This is a genomic window from Pedobacter sp. GW822-FHT03F06 (assembly GCF_058801365.1).
Window position 1 is genome coordinate 466,395 of record NZ_JBXANE010000004.1, and the last position, 17,324, is coordinate 483,718.

General features: G+C 41.3%; 11 protein-coding genes. 5 read left to right on the plus strand and 6 right to left on the minus strand.

The window, feature by feature from the left end; all coding sequences use genetic code 11:
- Positions 1 to 125: 125 nt before the first annotated feature.
- Positions 126 to 2,252: a sigma 54-interacting transcriptional regulator gene (locus tag AC1RJ8_RS09620; RefSeq protein ID WP_492953297.1), complete on the minus strand. Its 2,127-nt coding sequence runs from the start codon at positions 2,250 to 2,252 to the stop codon at positions 126 to 128.
- A 485-nt stretch (positions 2,253 to 2,737) separates the two neighbouring features.
- Here AC1RJ8_RS09620 and AC1RJ8_RS09625 point away from each other — a divergent pair, with 485 nt between their 5' ends.
- Positions 2,738 to 3,595, plus strand: a complete 858-nt coding sequence (locus tag AC1RJ8_RS09625) for an alpha/beta fold hydrolase (RefSeq protein WP_492953296.1) — start codon at positions 2,738 to 2,740, stop codon at positions 3,593 to 3,595.
- A 54-nt stretch (positions 3,596 to 3,649) separates the two neighbouring features.
- Here the strand turns inward: AC1RJ8_RS09625 and AC1RJ8_RS09630 are convergent, their stop codons facing one another.
- The gene (locus tag AC1RJ8_RS09630; RefSeq protein WP_492953295.1) at positions 3,650 to 4,705 is read right to left on the minus strand and encodes an aldo/keto reductase; all 1,056 of its coding nucleotides are present in this window, start codon (positions 4,703 to 4,705) and stop codon (positions 3,650 to 3,652) included.
- 135 nt (positions 4,706 to 4,840) lie between these two features.
- Positions 4,841 to 7,405, minus strand: a complete 2,565-nt coding sequence (locus AC1RJ8_RS09635) for a BamA/TamA family outer membrane protein (RefSeq protein WP_492953294.1) — start codon at positions 7,403 to 7,405, stop codon at positions 4,841 to 4,843.
- A 534-nt stretch (positions 7,406 to 7,939) separates the two neighbouring features.
- On the opposite strand from AC1RJ8_RS09635, the gene AC1RJ8_RS09640 reads away from it, so the two are divergent.
- The gene (locus tag AC1RJ8_RS09640; RefSeq protein WP_492953293.1) at positions 7,940 to 10,873 is read left to right on the plus strand and encodes a histidine kinase dimerization/phosphoacceptor domain -containing protein; all 2,934 of its coding nucleotides are present in this window, start codon (positions 7,940 to 7,942) and stop codon (positions 10,871 to 10,873) included.
- A 45-nt stretch (positions 10,874 to 10,918) separates the two neighbouring features.
- Here the strand turns inward: AC1RJ8_RS09640 and AC1RJ8_RS09645 are convergent, their stop codons facing one another.
- From AC1RJ8_RS09645 to AC1RJ8_RS09655, 3 genes are all read right to left on the minus strand, one after another.
- Positions 10,919 to 11,701 carry an alpha/beta hydrolase gene (locus AC1RJ8_RS09645; protein ID WP_492953292.1) on the minus strand — a complete coding sequence of 261 codons (783 nt, stop codon included), beginning with the start codon at positions 11,699 to 11,701 and terminating at the stop codon, positions 10,919 to 10,921.
- Between the two features lie 190 nt (positions 11,702 to 11,891).
- The gene (locus tag AC1RJ8_RS09650; protein ID WP_492953291.1) at positions 11,892 to 12,572 is read right to left on the minus strand and encodes a metal-dependent hydrolase; all 681 of its coding nucleotides are present in this window, start codon (positions 12,570 to 12,572) and stop codon (positions 11,892 to 11,894) included.
- A gap of 18 nt (positions 12,573 to 12,590) precedes the next feature.
- Entirely contained in the window at positions 12,591 to 13,397 is an 807-nt protein-coding gene (locus AC1RJ8_RS09655; protein WP_492953290.1) for an MBL fold metallo-hydrolase, read from the minus strand.
- Positions 13,398 to 13,997: 600 nt separating this feature from the next.
- Here AC1RJ8_RS09655 and AC1RJ8_RS09660 point away from each other — a divergent pair.
- From AC1RJ8_RS09660 to AC1RJ8_RS09670, 3 genes are all read left to right on the plus strand, one after another.
- Positions 13,998 to 15,038: an alpha/beta hydrolase gene (locus AC1RJ8_RS09660; RefSeq protein ID WP_492953289.1), complete on the plus strand. Its 1,041-nt coding sequence runs from the start codon at positions 13,998 to 14,000 to the stop codon at positions 15,036 to 15,038.
- Positions 15,039 to 15,099: 61 nt separating this feature from the next.
- Positions 15,100 to 16,029 (plus strand): alpha/beta fold hydrolase, encoded by a 930-nt coding sequence (locus tag AC1RJ8_RS09665; RefSeq protein ID WP_492953288.1) that lies wholly within the window; start codon positions 15,100 to 15,102, stop codon positions 16,027 to 16,029.
- 259 nt (positions 16,030 to 16,288) lie between these two features.
- Entirely contained in the window at positions 16,289 to 17,068 is a 780-nt protein-coding gene (locus AC1RJ8_RS09670) for an alpha/beta hydrolase (RefSeq protein WP_492953287.1), read from the plus strand.
- The last annotated feature ends 256 nt before the right edge of the window (positions 17,069 to 17,324 follow it).

A 17,324-nucleotide genomic window follows, 5' to 3' on the forward strand; every position in this document is an offset into this window, starting at 1 on the left:
TGGTTATTTTAAGCCAGTACAATATATTGTTTCCGGAACGATGGTTAAATTTACAACAAATAACTATTCTTTTTAAAAATTTCAAGCACCTCATATCCAATAAATTACAAAAAAAGCTTAATACATTAAGTATTAACATGTGATAGAACCTTTTCCTTTACAATTCCTAGTTTAGCGATTTTAGAATTTAAGGTAGAAACCGGTACACCCAATTTACATGCAGCACCATGTGGACCAAATACCTTGCCTCCGCAAAGCCGGAGCACTTTCAAAATATGATCGCGTTCATTCTCATCAATGGTTTTGATATAATCGCTATTGATCTCTTTGCCCGCCTCGTTGTATTGGCCCAGCGACAGATGTAACTCCTTAATGGTATTACCTTGCGTTAGCAATACACTCCTTTCCATTAGGTGTTCTAATTCCCTTACATTTCCGGGCCAAGGGTAAGTCAGCAAATCCTGTGTTGCCTTATGCGAGATATTGAAGACGTTTTTACCTGTATTACGCGAAAATTTGGCCATAAAATGCATGGCCAGCATGTATATATCTTCTTTTCTGTTTCTCAGCGGTGGCAGGGTAATCGGGAACACGTTTAAGCGGTAATATAAATCACTTCTAAATTTTCCACTCTCTACCTCCTGCAGTAAATTGCGGTTTGTTGCCGCAATAATCCGTACATTAATCTTTATCGGGCCTTTGCCGCCCACCCGCTCTATTTCCCGTTCTTGCAAAACACGTAATAGCTTTACCTGAAGGTCGACAGGCATTTCGCCAATTTCATCTAAAAAAAGGGTGCCGTTATCGGCCAGTTCAAATTTGCCAATCCGCCTTTCCGTCGCACCGGTAAAACTTCCCTTTTCGTGCCCGAAAAGCTCACTTTCAATTAGGCTGGCGGGCAGGGTTGCACAGTTCAATTTAACCATCAACTTATCTTTCCTGTGGGAATTGTTATGGATAGCCCGGGCAATCAGCTCCTTTCCGGTACCCGTTTCGCCCAGCAACAAAACAGTACTGTTGGTGAAAGAAACCTGGGCCATCATCCTGAAAACTGCTGACATTTCTGCACCCGAGCCAATTATTTCACTGTGGTTGTAACTTTTTTCAATTTCTTTGAGTAAATAGGCATTTTCTTCTTCAAGCCGCTGTTTATAGCTGTTAATTTCAAGCATCTGGTTTTCTACCCTCTCATTGGCAAGAATATTCGAAAGTGCCACGGATAGCTGTGCGATAATCCCCTTGAATAAGCCATTGTAAAAAACTGTTAATTGTCTGGCATCGGCAGGCTCGATCCAGAGCACACCAATGGGTGTTTTGCCAAAGGTTAATGCAACGCCTACCACTATTTCGATCCCGATAGATTTCCAGAACTTAATATATTCAGGTGTGCCCTGAGTGCTTAAAAGTTCATTGATATTATACACAACCGGATGTGGGGAAACCATTACCCGGTTAAAAACACCATCCTGCACTTTATACCTGGTGTTTAAGGCCTGCCTAAATCCGGGCATTTCTACATAGGGAGCTTCTTTATTGTAAATAAATCTGCCGTGCAATTCGCCACCTTCATGAATCACAGAAATTACATAATCTTTTATCGCACAGAGCCTTTTCAGCCGGTCGCTCATCATCACGTTTAAATCATGTGTGGTTCTAATAGTCGCCATGCTATCGCTAAACGAAAGCAAAATGGTTTTTTCCTCTTCCCTACGGTTAATCTCGTCAAGGTAGAGGATGTTAGAAACTGTAATGCCAATCAGATTTGCAATACCCAGAATCAGATTGCGTGTAGCGGCAGTTAACTCGGTTTTGTTTTCCAGGTAAAAAGTAATCATTCCGAAATATTCTTCTGCCTTTTTTAATACAATACAGATTACCTGTCTGATGCCAGATTCGACCAGTACCTTCAAAGATAAGTCGCTACCCGGGCCGATAGTTGTTTCGAGGTTGTGTACTATGGGCTGTGGCAACAATAAAAAATTGGAAATAGGCATCTCGCTTGAGGAGTAGCAGGAACTAATGTATTGCTTGTAATCGGGATGTTTTTGAAGTACGGAAGCCGGATCGAGCAAAAAAATCTTACAGAGCGGTTCTTCCTGGCTAAAGGTACAGATAGCCACATCTGAAAAATGGAATATAGGCTTAAGTTTACCATTAATCAGCTCGAGCAGCTCTCTTTTGCTTTTAATATCCGCAATATCCATACTGATATCCAGCAGCACGTCGCTCACAGAATCAGAAAAAGCAGCCATAATTTTAAATTTTAGGTGGTTTTTAAGTTAATCCCAGCATTAATATCCTTTACCTGATCTTGATAAAAGATCGTTAAATTTAGCTTGTAAGTCCGGCAAAACAAAGTCTGTTAATAGGTAGGTTATCCAACATTTCGGAATCGATGGCCTTTCTTATGCATTCGAAAAGATATTTTGTTAACCGGCGGTTCATGTTTAACTTCCATTTACCTCACTTTCATAAACATCGTACCAACTAGTTAAACCACTGCAATACAAACAATTGACTTTTACCCACAAAAGTAAAATTAGCGACATTTCGACATTTATCGATCAACATCTAAAAAAAAATCACTTTAATGCCATAGCGCAATATCGCCTAAAGTTAAATTGAATTAACGAAATACCGATATTGCTTAGGCCTATAAAAACACCTAAACAACTGATTAACAACAACTCGCACAACGGCATCAATATTGTTTTCGGGCATAAAAAATACTACGGCAATGAAAAAATTAAATTCAGGCTCAGCCACAGCAGTTGAAACACCAACACTTTTTATTGATGCGGGCGGTAATAAAATTGCTTATAGAACCATTGGGCAGGGCAAACCAATTGTGCTCTGCAACAGGTTCAGAGGCATACTCGATACCTGGGATCCCTTATTTCTGGATCAGCTGGCCAGAAAACATCAGGTAATCATATTCGATTATCCCGGTATAGGCCTTTCTACCGGAGAACTTCCCACCACAAGTTTGGGAGTAGCCGAAGAAGTTAAGCTTTTTACGGAAGCATTAAAACTCAGTTCATTTATTCTGGGCGGCTGGTCGTACGGTGGTACGGTAGCACAAACTTTTGCATCGCACTTCCCTAAAATGATTTCCCACCTGCTATTAATCGGAACAAATCCTCCGGGAAATAATGCCACCCCACCCGAACAGGTATTTTTCGATTCGGCATTGAAACCGGTAAACGACCTGAATGACGAAATTATTCTTTTTTTCGAACCAGCATCCAAATCGAGTGTTAAGGCAGCAAAAGAATCAAATAAGAGGATTGCTCAAAGAACAAAAGATTTGAGCGTAATGGTTACGCCCGATTTATTTGAGCGTTATTTTAAAGGAGGGGCTGATTTTAAGGCAGACAGCTCTAACTCACGGGAAAAACTGAGTAACACTAAAATTCCGATCTTAATTTTAATGGGCGACCACGATCCCAGTTTCCCTGTAGAAAACTGGTTTCCGATGGTAAAGCAATGGAAAACTGCACAACTGATTATACTGCCGAGCTCCGGTCATGGCCCGCAGCACGAACACCCAAAATTAGTTGCCAAATATATCGCAGCTTTCCTTAAATGGAGCTAGGTATATTAATACTGACAGATTCCGCATCATATGCAGGAATCTGTCGATAGGTTTTTAACCTGCTTTATGTTTAATTTCAATACCCGACCCGGCACCAAATATGCTTTTCTGCTGCTCAGCAATGGTTTCGTGCGGCGAACCCAAGGCAACCTTACTACAGGCATTTAATCCCTGCATTTCATCATCCGATAAAGAAAAAGCAAGTGCATGCAGGTAATCATCCAGTTGTTGTAGCGTGCGCGGACCAATAATGGTGCAAGCCGAAAGCAGATTGGCAGCATCTTTCTGCCTGAGCCAGGTAAGGGCTACATCAGCTATTTTCATATTTTTTTCCCAGGCAATTTTGGCCACGGCATCGAGGATTAATCCAGCCTGTTCATCATCAGCGCCTTTTACCAAAATACCACCCCAGGCTTTTTGCCTTGAATCTTCGGCCAGATTAACCTCGCGGTATTTTCCGGTTAAGGTGCCTCCAGCCAAGGGCGACCAATATGCTACACCTAAGCCCAATGCTTCGGCCATGGGTAAAAGCTCCCTGTCGGCTGTGCGCTCCAGCAGGTTGTACTCCGTCTGGATGGCAATAATTGGCGACCAGCCTCTTAAATCGGCCATTAGGGTAGCCGTTGCAATGCGCCAGGCCGGAAAATTGGAAAATCCAGCATATAATATTTTGCCTGATTGTACCAAATCATCAAAAGTTCTTACTATTTCTTCAACAGGGGTCTGGTTATCGGTAAAATGGGCCCAGTATACATCGATTCTATCAGTTTTAAGCCTTTTCAGACTGGCTTCAACAGCACGTAGCATACTTTTACGGCTGTTACCCGTAGTTTGGATACTCGAACCTCCTGTGGTAAACTTAGAAGCGATCACCAGCTCCTCCCGTCTCCCCTTTATAAATTCCCCAATCAATTCTTCCGATTCACCATATTGATAACCATCGGCGGTATCAATAAAGTTACCCCCTGCTTCAATATATTTATCGAATATTTTTCTGGCCTCGTCTGCCTGTGTGCCATATCCCCATCGGGTTCCGAAATTACCCGTTCCTAAAACCAGTTCGGAAACCCTTAATCCGCATTTTTGTCCAAAAATTTTATTGTTCATCATATAAAGGATTTGTAAAACAGAATAGTCTATTCCAATAGCCATACCAACATACAAACACCTAACAAACAATACGTTATAAACCGGTTTAAAATATCCGTTTATCGAAATAAAAACAATTTGCTAAAAGATTAGCGATCAATAGCGGAATTTTAAAGAAATGTATGGATACCATCCTTCCTTAGAATAAGCTGCTACAACCCTAAACACGGTTAATGATGCAGGCGCAAAGTACAATCCGGCACCTACACCATGGTGCCACTCATCCGATACTTCATCACGTTTCCAAACCCTCCCCACATCGTACATACCCATAAAACCGATCTGACCGGGCAAAACGTAGTTTACAAAATCGCCCAGTTTAAGGCGCATTTCGAGGTTGTTAAAAAGGCTATGCTCGCCAGCAAACCTGTATTGGCGGTAACCCAATAAATTGCCCTGTCCACCTAAAAACTGCGCCTGGTAAAAAGCAGGTTTCCCAACCGTAATGCCACCTCCAATTCTCTCGGCAATCACCAGATTGCCTTTTGCATCCAGTTTCTGGTAAACGGCAAAACTCGGATTAAACTGCCCGAAGGAATTGGAAAAACTATTAAAACCCTTATAACCTGTCAGCTTCATATCAAGCAATACACCTTTGGTTGGCAAGAGGTTATTATCGCGTGTATTTAAACTGTATTTTAGAATAAAACCGCCAAACATTTTGCTTTCGGCTACCGTGCTGCTATCTGAGGCATGTAACTGTGAGGCATTATTGATAAAGCGACCGGTATTTTCATCTTCATCAAAAGTATAATACTGAAAAGTTGGTCCAATACTAAAAATCATTTTTTTGGTGCGCCAGCGCAATGCAGGGCTCAGTTCGTAAAGGTTAAACCTGGCGCGGTAATAACTGATATTATTTTGCGATTCATCAAAAAAGGTTTCGTTGCCCAAGCCAAAAAAGTTTTGGGTATTGCTGGGTGCATAAATATTGCTCTCTATCAAAAAATCGGCTTTGCCAAGAGCCTGAATCCATTCGCCGGTATAATTAAACTTAAATGCCCCGGTTGCAAAGGAATAGAGGAACGAGAAAGATTGTGCATTGCCGTAAGGCAGCTTTCTGAAACCCGGATTGGTAAATTTAAAAGCCAGGCCCACTGCCAAACCATCATCATTGTTAAAGCCCAGATTAGGAAAGATAAGATGCCTGCTATACAGATCTTTCGGCTGGTAAGCCACATTTAACGAATCGTTTACCAGATGCTGCGCCAGTTTAGCAGCATCGTTACCGCTGTATTTAGCAGCCTTTAGATTATAAAACGGAATGCTGTTTTTGGCATTGGCAATCGCATAATTCTTGTTTCCTTCCCCGCCAATCAACCTTATTTTTATGCGCGATGTTTTATTATCCATCACCAAGCTATCGCTGCCCTTATGCTGGTACAAGCGGATTTCTTTCGTTACCCCCGGATCAAATTTTCGGCGGTAAATTTCAGCGCCCTTACTGCCATTCCGGGTTATTTTTGTTGCCACCACCAGCAAACCTTTATCGGCCGTACCCGTAATTTCGACCAATTCATTCTTATCGCTCATTTCGATATCTACAATCCGGTTAAAGAAATGGTAATAGGTATTCATCATTTTGGGTAATTCTGCCCTTCTAAGTTTCAACTGTGCTAAAAGCTCGTTGTGCCTGATGCGATAAGCCGGTCCGGGCAATCTTTTTAATGCGGTTTCGAAAAGATCATCTGTCATCAGGGTACAAAATTCGGCAACCACCTGGTTCCAATGGTTTTCGTCTATTTCGTTAAACCAGCGGCTGTTAATTTCCCGGCCTTCCCATAAAAACCAGTTTATGCGTTGTATATTCCGTTCGTAACCTTGCATCATAGGCAAAAGCCATGAGGATTGCGCGTAGCGCTGCACTTTACCATCCGAGCGGTAAAAAACCTGATCACGGTCTCGCGGTACAGGTACATAGTTAATCCCTTTCGGAGATTTGAGCGCATGCCAACGCCACTGATCATCGTGCCGATCCCAATCGCCCAATAATACATCGAGGCATTTTAGCCTGAGCAGCAAATCGGCATTAATGGTATTGTCGTTATCCTCAACCAGTTTGCGGTACATTTTGGCGGTATTATCCGATTTACCTATTGGTTCGCGTTCTTCGAGCAATGCTACTTTTCCGGCAAAGTCGGCAGAAAAATCGCCCAATCCAGGATCCGGAGCTACATATCCGATAATCGGATTACTGTGCGCCGCACCGATGGCTTTTGCAAAAACCGGAACAACCAACGCCGAAAACGGATGCTGCGCAGACATATTATCTTTTATAATATCGCGCGCAAAAGTTTGTTGCAGACTGGGCGGTAGCAACACTTCAGGATATTTTTCTACACTCCGCAATACCCACTCATTGCCATTTTTATCTTCCAGCCTGATGGATTTAGACTGATTGCCCCCACCTCGCTGCATGGCTTTTAACCCACCGGCAATAGCCGATAAATGAATAACCGGCAACTTGGTTTCCAAGGCATATTCTTTACGGTAGTTTTCGCCAAAAATTTTGCGGTGGAAATTGCCCACGCTGTCATATCTCGGAATCAGTTTGACGAAAACCGAATCGGGCGTATTATTTTTTTGCTGTGCTACGGCACTTAGACTGCAAAAAGCGAATGCCAGTAGTGCCACACAGTGGGCAGGTTTTATATTTCTCATGTTTATGGGATGATTGGTTAAAGTTGATTTTAAAACTGTAAAAAGCCAAATAGCAAAGGCCGTGCCCACATATAAAACACTGAAAAACTTACACTTACAAGCAAAAAATACTAAAATCATCAGCGATATATCGAAAACAGAGCGAGCCTTAACGATATATCGCTAATTTAATTACAAAAAATAAATACTGAATAGCCATTTGGCTGGGATTTTTATTCTTTTAAAAAAAGTTTGAGTATTTTTATGGGGTAACCAAACTAAAACAACTTTTAAGGACTGGAAAAATGCCAGCACCTGCAAATCCTTTTAATCGTTCCCTGTAAACATTAACGGGCATTTCCAGGCATGCAGGCAGCTACCGGTTACCGATTAAAATTTAATAATGCAGCAGACTGGCTTTACAGGTTAAAGCAATGTTATTAAACCAGCCTTTTCCTGGCTTTTATGGCATAAAAAATGTAATGCAGCTTGCCAAAAGCAATTTCCTGATCGGGAGAAAAACCGGTACATGAAATAACCATTTATGAAACAAACATGAAAGCAATAAAAACAGCCTTTATTTTTATCCTTTTCTTAATAAGCAGCAATTTTAAAGCTGTTGCATTACCGCTGTATGTTCCAATTTCAGATACAGAAGCGAAGAATATTTTGCTATCTATCCATAAAATCCCTGAGAATAAACAAAAGGTAGAGATCTTGCTGGATCTGGCTTACTATTACTTGAGCAGAGCTGAAGAGTCCAGACCAGATTTGGATTCGGCAAGCGCCTACATTTCGCAAGCTACCGAACTGGCCGAAAAATTAAACTTCACCAAAGGAAAATTAACAGGTATCCTGTTTACAGGAATATGGAACCGTGAGAAAAAGAATGAGGCGAAGGCCGTTGTAATTTACAAAAAGGTGCTCGCGGCAGCACAAAAAGAAAAATTATATGAGCTGGAAGGCAGAACCTGGTATGAATTTGCCATTCTGCAGGATAAGCCAGCGCGTTTAAGCTATTACCAAAAAGCCAGATTATGTTACCAGAAGGCAGGTGATAAACTACGTGTTAACTATATGGATATCCTCAGGGACTGGGCTGGCGAAATCTCTGTTAAAAACCAGTATTTCCCTGGAAACCTCCAAATTAGCCCCGCTAACATCCCCGCTATAAAACAAAGCCTGGCGCAAACCAAATCAGAAAAAGAGCGGCTTGATTTACTCCTTAAACTGGCCAGCATTTACATTTATCGCCCCGGAGAAGAAAAGATACATATCGACAGTGCCGTTTTTTTACTGGAACAAGCCAAACAGTTAAGTTTAAAATTAAAGGATAAGCACAGCTACAACGAATCCTTATTACTCTGGGCTTCGGCTTATCAGGATAGAAATGATACTAACGGTAGCCGGGCGATCCTTAAAATGTTAACGGATTCTTCGCGCATTAAACTCCTGGTTAATCTTAGCGATCACTATTGGTTTTCAGCCTATAAAACCCCGGGCAAAATTAATGTCAGCTATATAGATTCGTCTTACCTGCTTAATCAACAGGGTTTAAAAGAAAGTATGCGGCTAAAGAAGCCCTTATACATTAAACAAAACATGGACCGCTTGTTACGGATATGCGATTACCGCAAAAGGGACAGTAAAACAGCGCCTGAAACTATTTACACCTTTATTACCGATAACCAACAGGCTGCAGGATACCCTTCGAAAGCTAAAATTTACAGCATCTTTTGCGGTGATTACAACAACAGGGGGAATTTTTACAAGGCACTTTATTATGCTCAACTTGCTGAACAAAACCTGAACAGCCGGCTTAGCGATGATGATAAGCTTTCAGTTTACACCAACTTGTTACTGCTTTACAAACGAAGGGAGAATTACAAAAAGAGCCTGGTATTTCACGAGAAAATAATGGATGATGCGCCAGTTATGCGCAAAAAGATCCTCATATATTCGATTGTTTCGAGTTATGCCGAGTGTTTAATTGCTATGAAGCAACCCAAAGCTGCATTAAACTACATCCAGCAAACCTACATTAAAATGCCACCCGACCGGGAAGAGGCTTTTGTATATTATCACGTAGCACTTGGCCACTGCTTCAAGGCACTTAACCAATTCGATCTGGCTGAAAAAAACTATAAAGAAGCGATCAAATTCCGTGAGCGCCAGAGAGGTTACACCACGTTATTATATAATGACCTTGCAGCTTTGTACGCTTCAAAAAAAATGTTTAAAGAAGCCAGCGAAACCTTTAAAAATTATGAGGGTAAAATTAACGCCTCCCCGACCCTGATCCCTTTTTTAAGCCTCAAATCGCAGATTGATTCGGCCATGGGCGATTATAAATCGGCCTATAGTCTATTGTCGATTAGCAAAAAACTGAGTGATTCTGTATATGCGGTGAGTAAAGATAAGCATACCCAAGAGCTGGAATTTCAATACCAGACTCAAAAGAAAGAAGCTGATCTCCGGTTAAAAGATGATAATATCCGTTTTTTGAACCAAAGTGCAGAACTACTCAAACAAACCACCCAAAACCAGGAGGCACAACTAAAGGAAGCCAGTCTAATTGCACTTAAAAACATTAGCGATTTAAAGTTAAAGCAAAAAGATATTGACCTTTTAAATCAAAAATCGAAACTGCAGTTAAGTAACATGCAAAAACAGGAGTTTCAACAAAAAGTGGCTATCGGGGCGGCAGTTATGTTATTGCTGCTCACCTTGTTGTTATATCGTTTGTACCATTTAAAACGATCAGGTAATAAACAACTGGAAATACAGCAGCATAAAATTGAGCTCAGTAACAATAAACTGAGAACCCTACTGGAAGAAAAAGAGTGGCTGTTAAAAGAAATCCACCACCGGGTTAAAAATAACCTGCATACGGTAATGAGTTTGCTCGAATCACAATCGGCCTATTTGGAAAATGACGCACTAGAGGCAGTCAGAAACAGCCAGCACCGCATATTCGCCATGTCACTTATCCATCAAAAACTATATCAAACGGATGATGTAAAAACCATTAACATGGCCCAGTACATACCAGAACTGGTTAATTATCTGAGCGATAGCTTTGATACAGGGAGCAATATCCAGTTTAACTTAGCTATTGAAAACATTGAGTTTGGGGTATCAGAAGCTGTTCCGCTTGGCTTGATTATTAACGAGGCGATTACAAACTCATTGAAATATGCCTTTAAAAACGTTCCCGTTGGTCAAATCAGCATTAGTTTACAAGAGATCAGCCCGGAAATTTACGAATTAACGATGCAGGATAACGGAATTGGTCTGCCTGATGATTTTGAACTAAAAAATGTAAAATCACTCGGAATAAAACTAATTAAAGGCTTAACCGGGCAACTGGAAGCCGACTTACGGATAGAAAACAATAAAGGGACAAAAATTACCATTTCTTCGCTTTCCCTGCACAATCCGTTCATTAAATCGATGCAAAACAATGCAGACCTGGAGTCGGTAGCTTAAAATTAACAAAGCATAAGGCCGCCGCCCTATGCTTTGCTGGTTAATTTATTTGGCAGCGCCCTTTGCTGCTTCTTCAATTACCTTAGCCACGGCTTCGGGCTGTGACATAAACACCAAATGACTGCCTTTAATTTCGCTCACCTTAGCACCAGCCCTTTTTGCCATAAAGCGTTCGGCATCTGGCGGAATGGTATTATCTTCGGTGGCTACAATGTACCAGCTGGGCTTTGTTTTCCAGGCTGCATTTTTGATGGCATGGCCAAATACAGCTGCCGAAACCGGAATCTGTGAGTCGGCAAGAAATTCTGCTTTTTCTTTTGGCAGATCAGCACAAAAACCAACATGAAATTTAGCCTTATCGTACCAGATATAGCCATTTTCTGGCGGTAATATGCCCGACTTTGGATTTGGTGGTCCTGATTGCAACAATTTCAATAAGGTTTCGCCATTATCGGGCACAAAAGCTGCAATATAAACCAAACCAACTACATTCTCGGCGCTACCAGCTTCGGTAATAATTGCACCGCCGTAAGAGTGGCCAACCAGTAAAACCGGTCCCTGTTGTCTTTTTAATACCAGCGAAGTTGCCGCTACGTCTTCGGGCATCCCTGTATTGGGGTTGCCTACCACGCTTACCTGGTAACCTTTCTTTTTCAAGATTTTGTACACTGCTTCCCAGCCCGATCCATCAGCAAAAGCACCGTGCACCAGTACAATATTTTTGACTGGCGTTTGGGCATATGTGTTTAAGGCAAAAAACAGCAGCCAAACTAGTAAGGCAATGCTCATTAGCCATTTAATTTTCCTGGTAAACATTTCTTTTTCCATTTTTTTTAGTTTTTAGGTTTAACATTTTCATCAAGTTATACCATTTTTATACCGAATAAACAAAATACTGATTAACAAATAGTTACAATAAAAACAACGATTTAAGGACAACGATATATCACTAAAAAACGAAAATATAATCTAGGATCGGCTATTCAGCTAGCTGATATAAAGGCTTTTAATTTAGTTTTCAAATGGAAACAGTGTTCCCAATGGGCACTAAAAGTAATTCCATTCCTTTTGCGCTAAATTTTTGCAGTGCTGCTTCATGATCGAGAATTATGTAGCCGAAGGTATCGTAATGTACGCCCATTACCTTTTTAACCCCTACCATTTCGGCAGCGATAATGGCATCATCAACACCCATGGTTAAATCATCGCCAATTGGAAAAACGGCAAAATCGAGCGCAGCCCATTTAGGGATCAGTTGCATATCCATGGTCAATGCCGTATCACCACTGTAATAAAATTTGCCTTCCGGGGTATCCAATACAAAACCACTGGCTACCCCACCGTAACTACCATCAGGCATACTGCTGGAGTGCTGTGCAATTACACATTTCACTTTTCCAAAATCAAAAGTCCATGTTCCCCCGGGGTTCATCGGGTGTGTATTTTCTACCCCGTTCGCATTAAGCCAATCTTTAACCTCCCAGGTGGCTATAACTTTTGCACCTGTACTTTTTGCTATCCTTTCCACATCTAAAATGTGATCGAAATGCCCATGCGAGATAAAAATATAATCGGCTTTAATGTCGTCAATCTTAATTTCTCGGGCCAGCTCATTTTCCGTAATGTAAGGATCGAATAGGATGTTTTTATTGCCTGCTTTTACCGAAAAGCAGGAATGACCGTAATAAGTAAGTTCCATGTTTTTGTTTATTTAAGATTAAAAATGGTTTTTCATTAATGGATAAACGGGTGTACGCTGTCCTGACTTCAGAAAAAAGGTTCTTGTTTTCGTGTGCAAATCACCAGCGACGAGCCTTTTCAAATCGGTTTCGTTTTCTTTAAAGTGTGTCCATCCACGGGTATGCACCGGAAATACTTTCTTTGGATTCAATACACTTACGGCTTGCAACAACTCTTTACCATCCATGGTATATTTGCCCAAACCGGTCAGGTAGGGGAACTGCACTCCACCCACGTTTAAAATCGCGATATCAATTTTAAAGCGCCTTGCTATTTCTTCAATCCCCTTAAAAAATACGGTATCACCAGAAAGGTAGATTACCCCGTTTTCTTGCTCATCAAACTCAATAACAAAACCGATAACCTTGCCCGAAACAAACTCCGGTAGCCACCAGGGCCTATGTTGTGCCGGCGTTGCCGTAATTTTTAGTCCCTTTACCTTATTGTTGTAAATGTGGTAGGTATCCCAGTTGTTCAGCCCGGTCACTCCCGCCAAAACCTTACTGGCTGGCACGGTAGAAATAATTAAGCCTACATTTTCCAAAAATGCCTTCCCGGCAGTATCCAGATTATCTTTATGCTGGTGATGACTGAGCAATACCAGGTCGATATTCTCCAGTTGTGAGGCCGTGAGCCCTGGATTTTCTGTCTTCCGGGATACTGCCCCATAACCATGATAATAGAGTTTGCCTGCAAGGTCTAAAGTAGGATCGGTAAGGATCCGGTAGCCATTTATTTCTAAAAGGATACAGGCTGTATCGATATGGGTGATATTGATTTGCACGTGAGTAATATTAGCTGAATTGGACAATTGCAAAATGCCTACCAACAAAATAAAACGCTATATAACAACACTTTACAGAAATTACTCATCTTATACGCATAGCGATATTTAAACATTTATCGATAAGCCAGTCTGTAAACATCTACCTCTAGAGCTGCCGGTACCTTAAAGGTTTGTCTACCTACCCTATCTGTTCTTTCATTTATTGAAGGGTAATTATTGAATTGTTGATACAGCGAACTTTTTGTAAACATGGTGAAGCGAAACCAATAACAAAACACTCATTAACAAGCAAATACAACCATACAATCCATTCTAATGATATCGCCATATCGAAAATATGCTTGTGTATCGGTAATCAGCCTTTAATAGCCATTTAAATCGATCAGAGCAGTACGAACCAGTAGGTTTCTCCATACCTTAAAAGTCCATATTTCAACTTTTAGCGGAATTTCGTTTATTTCACAAAATGCTAAAACACAACAAACAAGCTGACTATCAACAATTTAATCAATCGGCATGTATTTGGCTAATTGGGCTGCACAGATTGACCTGAATGCAATTTGAAAACTTAAAACCTCCAATTAAACCATTACAAAAATGAAAATCCCAAACCACAACTTGCTAAAAAAGACCGCTTTCCTCATTACCTTCATATTACTAAGTTACAAGGTCCGGGCCCAGGTAGATTATTCAACCGACCCACACCTTTCGCCAGCGGTAAAGGCTTTTTTGAAGCCACTTAACAGCGGTGGCCAGCCGCTTGAAACCATGTCTGTAGCAGATGCCCGAAATGTTTTAGTCGGCGCACAGGCGGCTTTTAAAGTTGATTACTCCGGGATAACCGAATCTGAAAAAGTTATTGATATCAATGGCATAAAGATTACACTAAATATTGTCCGCCCTAAAAACAGCAGTGGCAAAATCCCGGCGTTTTTATTTATTCATGGTGGTGGCTGGGTGCTGGGCGACTACCCTACTCATAAACGCATGGTAAGAGACTTAGCTGTACTCACTGGTTTTGCCGGTGTATTTGTAAACTACACGCGGGCACCCGAAGCAAAATATCCACAACCCGTTAACGAGGTATATGCTGCAGCCAAATGGCTAAAACAACATGGTAACGAACTGAATATTGATGGCAATAAAATGGGAATAGTAGGCAACAGTGCCGGCGGGAATCTGGCCACAGCATCTACATTAATGGCCAAGGCCAACGGCGAGAATTTATATCAGGTACAGATTTTATTCTGGCCGGTAACCAATGCCGAATTTACCAACACCTCCTATCAACAATATGGTGCACAGCGGTTTTTAACTACCCCATTAATGAAATGGATGTGGGATCAATATATTCCGGCAGACAAGCGAAATGAAATTTATGCATCGCCATTAAAGGCGTCTTTGCAGGAACTTAAAGGCCTGCCTCCAACACTGATCCAGGTAGCTGAGAATGATATTCTGCGTGATGAAGGTGAAGCCTACGGAGTAAAGCTTAGCGAAGCAGGTGTTGTGGTAACGACGGTACGTTATAATGATGTGATCCACGATTTCGGCCTCCTTAACGGGCTTGCAGAAATTCCCCAAACCAAATCGCTGTTTTTGCAGGCTGCTGCTGAATTGAAAAAATATCTTAAATAAAAATCAAAGCTCCGTTTATCCGATGATGCACCGGGCAATGATTCAACAAAATTCAAAAATCATGTCAATCCAAAAATTTACTTCCCTGATCATTATTGGCCTCCTAACCCATGCGTTGGGAACGAGCGCCCAATTGCAAAAAACTGATGGAAAGCAGGCGCTGGCCGTTAATACACCCACGCGTTACATCAATACAGCAAACAGCAGGATTGCCTACCGAACATTTGGCCGCGGAGCACCAATGATTTTGTGCAACAGACTGAGGGGCATATTGGATACCTGGGATCCTGCCTTTTTAGATCATCTTGCAAAAAATAACACCATTTATATTTTTGACTACCCGGGTATTGGCCTTTCTACAGGTAAACTTGCGCCAACCATGGCTGAGGTTGCCAGAGATGTTAAAAATCTTGCCACTGCATTGAAAATCAAAAAGTTTAATTTGCTGGGTTGGTCTTACGGTGGCGCAGTTGCGCAGTCGTTTACGGCACATTACCCTGAAATGGTAGCTCACCTCATTCTGATTGGTGCGAATCCCCCAGGGAAAAACAACCAGCCTGTAGAGCAGGCTTTTCTGGACGCAGCTTTTAAGCCCGTAAACGATCTGCAAGATGAACAGGTACTTTTTTTCGAGCCCTCTTCTGCAAAGAGTGTTGCAGCCGCTAAACGATCGCATCAGCGTATAGCATCCAGAACGAAAGATCTGAGCGAAATGGTTCCGCCGGATAAATTCGGAGACTATTTCAAAGGAATTGGAGATTATCAGCAAGATGCCAACCAATCGAGAGAAAAACTGGCAGATACCAAAGTGCCAATCTTCATCTTAATGGGCGACCACGATCCCAGTTGTCCGGTTGAAAACTGGTATCCTATCATCAGGAAATGGAAAACAGCCAATTTATTGGTGATCCCACAATCCGGACATGGCGTACAACACGAATATCCCGGACTTTCGGCTCAATATATCCAGCTTTTTATAACCCAGCTATAAATAACAGACAAAATACCCACTAAAAGAAAATTATGACAGAAAATGTTAAAGGTTATGGCTATTGGCCAGGCTGGTTCAATCGCCCGTAATTGAAGCAGAACTCCACCTTCTGGAGAAAATAATCTTCTTCAAAGGAAGGCAAATTTTAACTGGCTTAAGTTAAAAACTTGCTATGCAAAAACCACAGTAACTGAGTATATTTAGTAGCTGTTTAAAATGTTAATCCCTATTTACCACATTGAAATTAAATAACATTATCATGGCCAAATCGAAAACCATCATCCTGATTCATGGAAACTTTGTAAACAATAACTGCTGGATAGACTGGAAAAAATACTATGAGCAGAAAGGATACACAGTGTATACGCCTGCAAACCCGGGACACGGAGGTAACCCCACTGAACTCAGGAAAAAAGTACATCCTGATCTGGTTAAGACAGGATTTATTGATATTATTGAAAACATTGCCGAGCTGATCGGCACCCTCCCTGAAAAACCGCTGATTATTGGCCATTCCATGGCAGGGATGGCTGTTCTTAAACTCGTTGAAATGGGGCTTGCCGAAGCTGGTGTAAGCATAGACGGGGCACCACCAAAAAATGTCTTCCCGCCTTTTCAAACTTTGAAAACCGTTATACCCGCTTTTGGATTTTTTACCTTTAAGAAATATTTTATGGGAAGCCGGAAATGGTATGACTATGCCTTCTTCAATACCATTTCTGACCCTGAGAAAGAAAGTGCTTTCGAAAAACTGGCAGTACCAGAAAGTTTTAAAGTAAGTAGGCAACTCGTTCTCAATTCCTTTTCGAACATTGATTTTAAGAAACCACACGCTCCCCTTTTATTTATCGGCGGCGGCAGCGATCACATTTTTCCACCTGTGCTAACCAAAACTATCGCAGGCCGATATAAAGATCAAGCAAGCCAGGTAGATTTGAAAATTTTTGAGGGCAAGAGCCACTTTATCTGTGGTGAACCAGGCTGGCAAAAAATCGCTGACTACATATTAGATTGGTTTGAAAATAAAGTACCTGAATAGCGCTCCAACATTATCAAATTCAGTTTATTCCAAAAAGAGACTGTCTATCTAAGACAGTCTCTTTTCTATATTTAAAACAGACCCTAATTCCTTGCCAGGAGTGATGATGAAATGCATATTAGAATTTATGGGATCTGCGAAAAAGCATATCCTGGATTCAAGATAAGAACTCAGTGCCTCACTTGAATCATCTCGATTTTGCTATAAGATACCAATAAAAAATAGGTTGACACTCGCAAAGCTTTGCAGTTCAGAC